The sequence below is a fragment of the Cupriavidus sp. UME77 genome, assembly GCF_014170355.1.
Taxonomy (GTDB): Bacteria; Pseudomonadota; Gammaproteobacteria; order Burkholderiales; family Burkholderiaceae; genus Cupriavidus; species Cupriavidus basilensis.
Window position 1 is genome coordinate 431,186 of record NZ_LZZU01000043.1, and the last position, 6,729, is coordinate 437,914.

The 6,729-nt window shown below is 55.8% G+C and carries 5 protein-coding genes and 1 pseudogene; 3 read left to right on the forward strand and 3 right to left on the reverse strand.

Translation table 11 applies throughout. From position 1 onward, the window contains the following. Positions 1 to 128 precede the first annotated feature (128 nt). Positions 129 to 1,280: an acyl-CoA dehydrogenase family protein gene (locus tag A9975_RS17050; protein ID WP_174424071.1), complete on the forward strand. Its 1,152-nt coding sequence runs from the start codon at positions 129 to 131 to the stop codon at positions 1,278 to 1,280. Between the two features lie 9 nt (positions 1,281 to 1,289). Continuing rightward, the gene (locus A9975_RS17055) at positions 1,290 to 2,276 is read left to right on the forward strand and encodes an acyl-CoA dehydrogenase (RefSeq protein WP_174424072.1); all 987 of its coding nucleotides are present in this window, start codon (positions 1,290 to 1,292) and stop codon (positions 2,274 to 2,276) included. A 23-nt stretch (positions 2,277 to 2,299) separates the two neighbouring features. On the opposite strand, the gene A9975_RS17060 is transcribed toward A9975_RS17055, so the two are convergent. The 3 genes from A9975_RS17060 to A9975_RS17070 form a co-directional block, all read right to left on the reverse strand. Continuing rightward, entirely contained in the window at positions 2,300 to 3,106 is an 807-nt protein-coding gene (locus tag A9975_RS17060) for an IclR family transcriptional regulator (protein ID WP_174424073.1), read from the reverse strand. Positions 3,107 to 3,932: 826 nt separating this feature from the next. Then, a complete protein-coding gene (locus A9975_RS17065; protein WP_174424074.1) occupies positions 3,933 to 5,201 on the reverse strand; it encodes an MFS transporter in 1,269 nt (422 codons plus the stop codon). 105 nt (positions 5,202 to 5,306) lie between these two features. Beyond that, positions 5,307 to 6,389, reverse strand: a complete 1,083-nt coding sequence (locus tag A9975_RS17070) for a porin (protein WP_174424075.1) — start codon at positions 6,387 to 6,389, stop codon at positions 5,307 to 5,309. Between the two features lie 169 nt (positions 6,390 to 6,558). Here A9975_RS17070 and A9975_RS17075 point away from each other — a divergent pair. Then, positions 6,559 to 6,729 (forward strand): annotated as a pseudogene (locus A9975_RS17075) (IS5/IS1182 family transposase); the annotation flags it as partial.

The window sequence follows — 6,729 nt, forward strand, 5'->3', positions numbered from 1 at the left end:
ATCGAGCCAGCTATACACAATCGATATAGGGGCGAGCCGAGATTGTATTAGACGGCCAGCGCAGCCCCAACGTACTCTTCGCCCATAGCTGTCACCACCGTGCGGCACCTCCCATCATCCATGCGACCATGATCGATACCCTGCAAATTGCCTCAATCCCGGCAGAGGATGAGACGCTCCGCGAGGAAGTGCGCGACTTTCTGCGCGAGCACGTCCACCATCTTCCGCCGCATCGGCGCGCGCGCTCTTGGGCCGCGTACGATCTGGAGTTCAGCCGCGCACTCGCTGCTCGCGGCTGGATCGGCATTACCTTGCCCCCCGAGTTCGGCGGAGGTGGGCGCTCGCCATTCGCACGCTTCGTTCTAGCTGAAGAATTACTGGCCGTCGGCGCGCCAGTGGCGGCGCACTGGATCACTGAACGCCAGAGCGGCCCACTGCTTGCCAAGTATGGCACGACAGCGCAAAAGGCATACTATTTGCCGCGCATCTGTAGAGCCGAGGCATTTTTTTGTATCGGGATGAGTGAGCCAAACACGGGCTCTGACCTGGCCAGCGTGCGCACACGAGCCTTCAGGACGCCCACAGGCTGGCGCCTCAATGGCCAGAAGATCTGGACGACACATGCTCCTGGATCGCAGTACATGATCGCCTTGGTACGCACCTCCGGTACCGTAGAAGATCGCCAGAAAGGTTTGTCCCAGTTGATTGTCGACCTCTCCCTGCCGGGCGTTACGGTGCGTCCGATCAAAGACTTGTCCGGCGATGCGCATTTCTCGGAAGTCTTCTTCGACAACGTTGAATTGGCGGAAGAAGCACTGATCGGCACCGAAGGGGCCGGCTGGCAACAAGTCACTGCTGAACTGGCATATGAGCGCAGCGGACCTGAGCGGATCTATTCAAGTATTGTGCTGATGGAACCCTGGCTCGACTGGCTACGCGCCCAAGAAGCACCAACCGACGCGCAGCTTGCGTTGACTGGATCGATCGCCTCTGATTTGGCAGTGTTGCGCGCGCTTTCCATAGGGGTAACTGCCCTGCTTGCGGCCGGTGAAAGCCCTGTTGTGGGGGCCGCGCTGGTTAAGGATCTCGGAACCACGTTCGAGCAGTCCTTGCCCGCCGCACTTGCCGACGCAATTCACGCAGATCCAGAGATGCAGCCTGACCTGGAATTGCAACGTACTCTGTCATATCTGACGCAGGTCGCGCCGGCCTTTTCGCTGCGTGGAGGCACCCGAGAGGTGCTGCGTGGAATGATCGCGCGCGGCATCGGCCTTCGTTAAGGAACTACGATGAGTGATAACTTATTAGCAGATTCGATCGAGCAACTCCTCAATGACCATTCTCCCCCCCACGTGGTACGAATGATCGAGGGCGGGGCTTCGAGCGCGGCGCTATGGCGGACAGTCGAAGAGTCCGGGTTCTGCGACGCCCTCCTACCGGAGTCAAAGGGCGGGGCAGGACTCGGTATGTGCGATGCCCTGGCAATCTTCGAGGCCTGTGGGCGCCATGCAGTGCCGATTCCGTTGGCGCAAACCGTCATGGCTCGAGCGTTAATCGCCGACGCAGGCCACATCCCACCGGCGGGCTCCATTGCTCTTGCCACGGGAAAGGCTGACGCGGCGGATGTTCTCTACGGCGCCGTTGCCGATTGGGTACTCCTGAGCGATGGCCAAGCACTTAAACTACTTGACACGAAAGAGGCGAGGCACGACACGCTGGGCACCGTTGCCACCGACATCCGAATGCACTGGCCAGCCAATTTCGAGGCCTCACTTCAGTTCAATTCGACGCATGATCTGCGCGTGATCGAGGCTTTGGTGCTGGCGGCGCAAATTTCCGGGGCCGTCCGTCACGTGTTCGCCGAGACCTTGACATACGCAAATGAACGGCAGCAATTCGGTCGTTCGATTGGGAAGTTTCAGGCCATTCAGCACCACTTCGCCGTGCTTGCCGAGCAAGTGGAAGCCGCGCGCATGTCAGTACGCATGGCGTGTGCCGGAACTACACCGTGGCCCGAGATGCTGCTAGCGGCTGTTGCGAAGGCACGCACGAGCGAGGCTGCAGTAATAGTAGCTTCGCTCGCACACGCCATTCACGGCGCCATGGGAATTACCGAGGAATGCGACCTGCAATTGCATACGCGCCGCCTGCATGCATGGCGCATTGCCGCGGGTAGCGAGACCTACTGGCATCGGTGCATCGGGCGCGCATTGGTCGCCGGGTCATCCAGCATTGCGGAGTTCACGCGTCAAGAACTCGCCGCCACCATCGACTGAGTTTGTCGTGTGGCGCATATTTCCTAAGCGGACGTTCCGTATCCAAGTCCTGCTGAAAGCGTAGCTGCAGCTTTGACTAAGCCTTTCGCCGTTGGGCCGGACCAGGCTGAGTCGAGGCTGCTCGCAGAGCCAAGAACGCAAAGCACCGCCGCCAGATCGCCGGAGCCATGAAATACCGGCGCAGCCAATCCATGGAACGAGGTGGCGAGCTGACCCGTTACCCTGGCAACACCACGCTTGCGAATATCGGCGAAAAGCTCCTCCGCCTCGTTCAGGTTTGTGGGACAGGCCGGTTGCGGATTCGAGCGCATATCTGCGAGTTCCTTTGTCAACAGATTTGCGACCTTATCACGAGGCATCCACGCCCCAAATGCTCTGCCGATTGCAGATCTCAGTATTGGCAGGACCGTGCCTTCTCGCGCGGTCAGCGTGATCAAACCTGGCGCGGCTTCGATCAGCGCGATGGTCGGAGCACCGTTCCAAATAGCCAAGATCGTGGTATGGCCCAAGTCCTGGCAGAAACCATGCATCAACGGCTTCGCCACTTTGATGGAATCCACCGAAGAAATGGCGGCTAAGCCCAGACGCATCGAAAGCGGACCAAGCCGATACCGGCTCGTGCCAGGATCCTGCTCAACATAGCCCATGCGAGTCAGGCTGACGAGGTAACGATGTACCTTTGCAGGATGCATCGCAAGCCTCTCGGCCAGAGTTTTCAGCATTGGCATCGGCTCGGCATCGATAAAGGCGCTCAGTATTTGCAATACCGTCTCTGCCGCTTGCACGCCGTGCTTACCATCCAGGTCCTCGTCCTTCTTCACTGTCGGCATTCCAAAATTTCCTCTAGAGGACACTGTTCAATTGATCGGCGTCCAAAATCGCCTCTCGCACCCGGGGCACCAGTCTGGCCGTATCCTTGCCTACGCAATGCATGCAAACTGCAGAAGCGGGCAAGCGCACACCGCCGCCGCAATAAGTGAGCACTGGCAAGGCAGGCCAAATTCAACGAGGAGTATACGAGCTAGCACTTCGGGTATGCAAGCGATTGACGCTAGTGCGCTAGACGGGTGCGAGGGGCGCGGGGGCGGTCCCTACAAAGTCCGCCCCGGACAACTCCGACTACCGGTTCGCCGCGCCCCTCAAAACGAAACGATATCGCTTGCCGGCCTAGCGACAGCAAGCGCTGAAGCCGGCGGCCCAAAATGTCGCCGCTTCTGCGGAAACAGTTGGATGTTGTGGCCGACACCACACATACTAAACCGTTCGAGCAAGAGTAAGTCAGGCCGACAAAGGTTACAACCACCGTTGTCGTCGCCCAGGTCCGTGAATTCTCCCTGAACCCACATCCCACCCGGCGACCTCGCCTCCGTTTCGACCGAAAACAGGCCGGGCAGTGTGCATTCTTCCGGGTCTACAGCGGAAGTCCGCGCAAGGCGCCCTCGCCCCGACACATCGGGTGCCGTCTCCGGGAAGGCTCATGCTCACGTGCACCGCTTGCTCAGGGCCAAGGCATGTCGAGATTGCTTCACGCTCGGAGAGCGTGAAGCAATCCATCGACCGGCTACCTGGGCTTTAGCAATGCTTCGACCAACGACCGGACACCGATGCCAAGCAAATTGATTTGATCGGCATCGGTGTCCGGGCACGACAGTCAACTCACTCTTCAAATCGAGGGTATCGTCCCAGGGTCAAGAGCATCATAGCGGCACCAAACAGTCCGACTGCACAGATAAACAGCGCGGAGTCATAGGTTCCCGTTGCAACATACACCCGACTGAAAATCAGGGGAGCAGCCACACTGGCAATCGTGTTCGCGGATAGATGGACTCCAAACAAGCGTCCATAGTCGCGGGTTCCGAAATAGCGGGACACCAGAAATGCACCCAAGTCTAGTTCTGCCCCCGTTCCGATACCAACCAGGATCATCGCCAAAATACCCAACATAGCATCTGGAGATGAAAGATTTGCCAGTATCAGAGCTCCGACAGCCGGCATGACAAAAACAATCGCACCAACCAACGGCGCCCACACTCGATCGATGATATAGCCAACAACGATACGACCAACAATGAGCGAAATACCGGTTACACCAAAAATCTTACTAGCCAAATCTGCGGAAAATCCCTTATCACGCAGAATCGGAATAGATATGCTCATCATCGACAAAACACACGCCACCACTATAGATAGAGCAACCGTGAGAGCCCAGTACCGTACGGATCTAACCCCTTCTTTAAAGGCAAGTCCAGTTGCCACTACATTCGTCACCGCCTCTGCATCCACTGGTGACTGTTCACGTGGCGTCGTGAACCAAAATATGGTTAGAGGAAGCACGATTGCCAAAGGGAACACAGCCATCAGCCAAAAGGCGCTACGCCAACCCCATTGACCAATGACTGAAGTCACAATAAATGGAAACAACGTAGCCGCGAGCCCCGACCCACACAGGATCATAGACAGAGCCATCCCTCTATTGCGCTCAAACCAGAGGACAACCAGGTTTGACCATGTAATTTGCGTCGCGCCTAGTCCCAGAAGTGTTAAAAGGAAAGCGAATGCATACAACGATGTGGTTGTTCTGAGCATGACCGGCATGATTGCCCACGTCATAGACAGCACGATGAGGGAGCATATAGTTACATTCCTCATACCCCATCTACGATTAAACCAACCTACGATTTGAGTTGCCAGAACCAGCCCAGCAAAAAGAAAGCTGATAGACAACTGCAGATCCGGCCTGCTCCACCCAAACTGCTCTTGCAGCGGCTGAACAAGTGTTCCAAAAATATAGAGAAATACCGGTAGCGGCGCGATTGCGACACCAAAAAATCCGAGAACAATTGCGCGCCAACCACGCGTAAATTCCTGGTATTTTCCCGCCTTCGATCCCCGCCAATCTTCAGAAGATGAGGCCAAAGTATTCATATTAATCACCCTATCTCGTGAGTCTTCAATGTGATTGATTGATACATGCAAAATCGCACCATTCCAAACTCAAAGAATTACCCGTAATCCACGTTATCCATTTCATCAAAACTTGTGCTTCATCCCGAGTGCAACTGCCATCATATGGTCCTTTCCCGGGGCAAGAACATAGGATCCATCGAAGTTCAACCCGGCATTTTTTGAGTATCCTGTTCCGATATAGATATCAGTTCGCTTCGAAAGAGAGTAGTTCGCAAGGAAGCCGATCTGCCATGGATTGGACGGATTGGTATTGTTGTTCTTAATTACGTCAGCATAGTAGTATCCCAACTGCAGCACCACTGCCGGCGTTATCGCATACTGCGCGCCCGTCCAGTAATAGTTGTCTCGATAGACCGTTTGCCCCACTTGATTCTTGTTCTGCCCCCACCTGTAACCCGCAAACAGGGTGAATTTCGACAGTGAATAGGTCATGGCAACAGCCGCCTTTTTATTCGTGCCTGATCCAAGAACCGCACCAGTTTGACTGAATTGACTTGGATTTGCCTGATCGTACATGATCGCGGTATTAAACGACCCGAACTGATAGTTCATCCCCGCGCCATAACCCGTATCTCGGCGAAATTGCCCCGGATTTTCCCCATTATTCCCCGCGACACCGTTCCCAAACGACCAATGCGCTCCGATTGAAAGCGGACCATATACGTTCGTGTACTTAACCGTATTGTCGCTTCGAACGTTTGTGCCAAGCTGATAGACCATCGGCTCATAGGTGGTCCCGTACACAAGGGGTCCGAAGTTCGCCAGCATATCGAAACTGGTGATGTACTGCCGCCCGAAAGTCAGCGTTCCATACTGCTTGCTTCGAAATCCGACAAACGCCTGACGCCCAAACATCCTGCCTCCCTGCTGGGCAACGCCGTTATCAACTCCGAATCCATTCTCTAGAGTAAAGACAGCATCCAGATTTTCACTGAGTCTTTCGCTGCCGCGGAGCCCCCAGCGCGGCCCTGTGGGACCACCAGTAGTACTCATGGAGAATCGATCCCCTGAACTCGCGCTCCCTGCGACATTTCGCGCGTACTCAATGTTCGTGTCCAGAACGCCATACAACGTGACACTCGATTGCGCGTACACAGCGTTCATCATTGCACCAAATGTTGCGAGCCCGACAACTACATACTTCATCTTCAATCTCCTCCTTGTTTATCCCTGAACTTTTTTGCTTTTCACTACGACGAAACTTGGCCAGGAAGTCATAACCAGCAATCTTCCTGCTTGACTCGCTTAGGGATGGTGTTCAAAACTCGCCGCAGACCGGGCGCTCATGGCGGGGTTTTCCAGCGACAATAAGTGCATGAAACAAACTGACCTTGGCCTGGACCTGAGCAACCGCCGCACGCGCAAGCGCGTGTTTCTCGATGAGATGGAGCGCGCGGTACCTTGGGATGAGTTTCTGACGCTGATTGCGCCGCACGCCCCGACCAAGGCAACGGGCCGCCGGCCGTTTCCCCTCGCAGCGATGCTG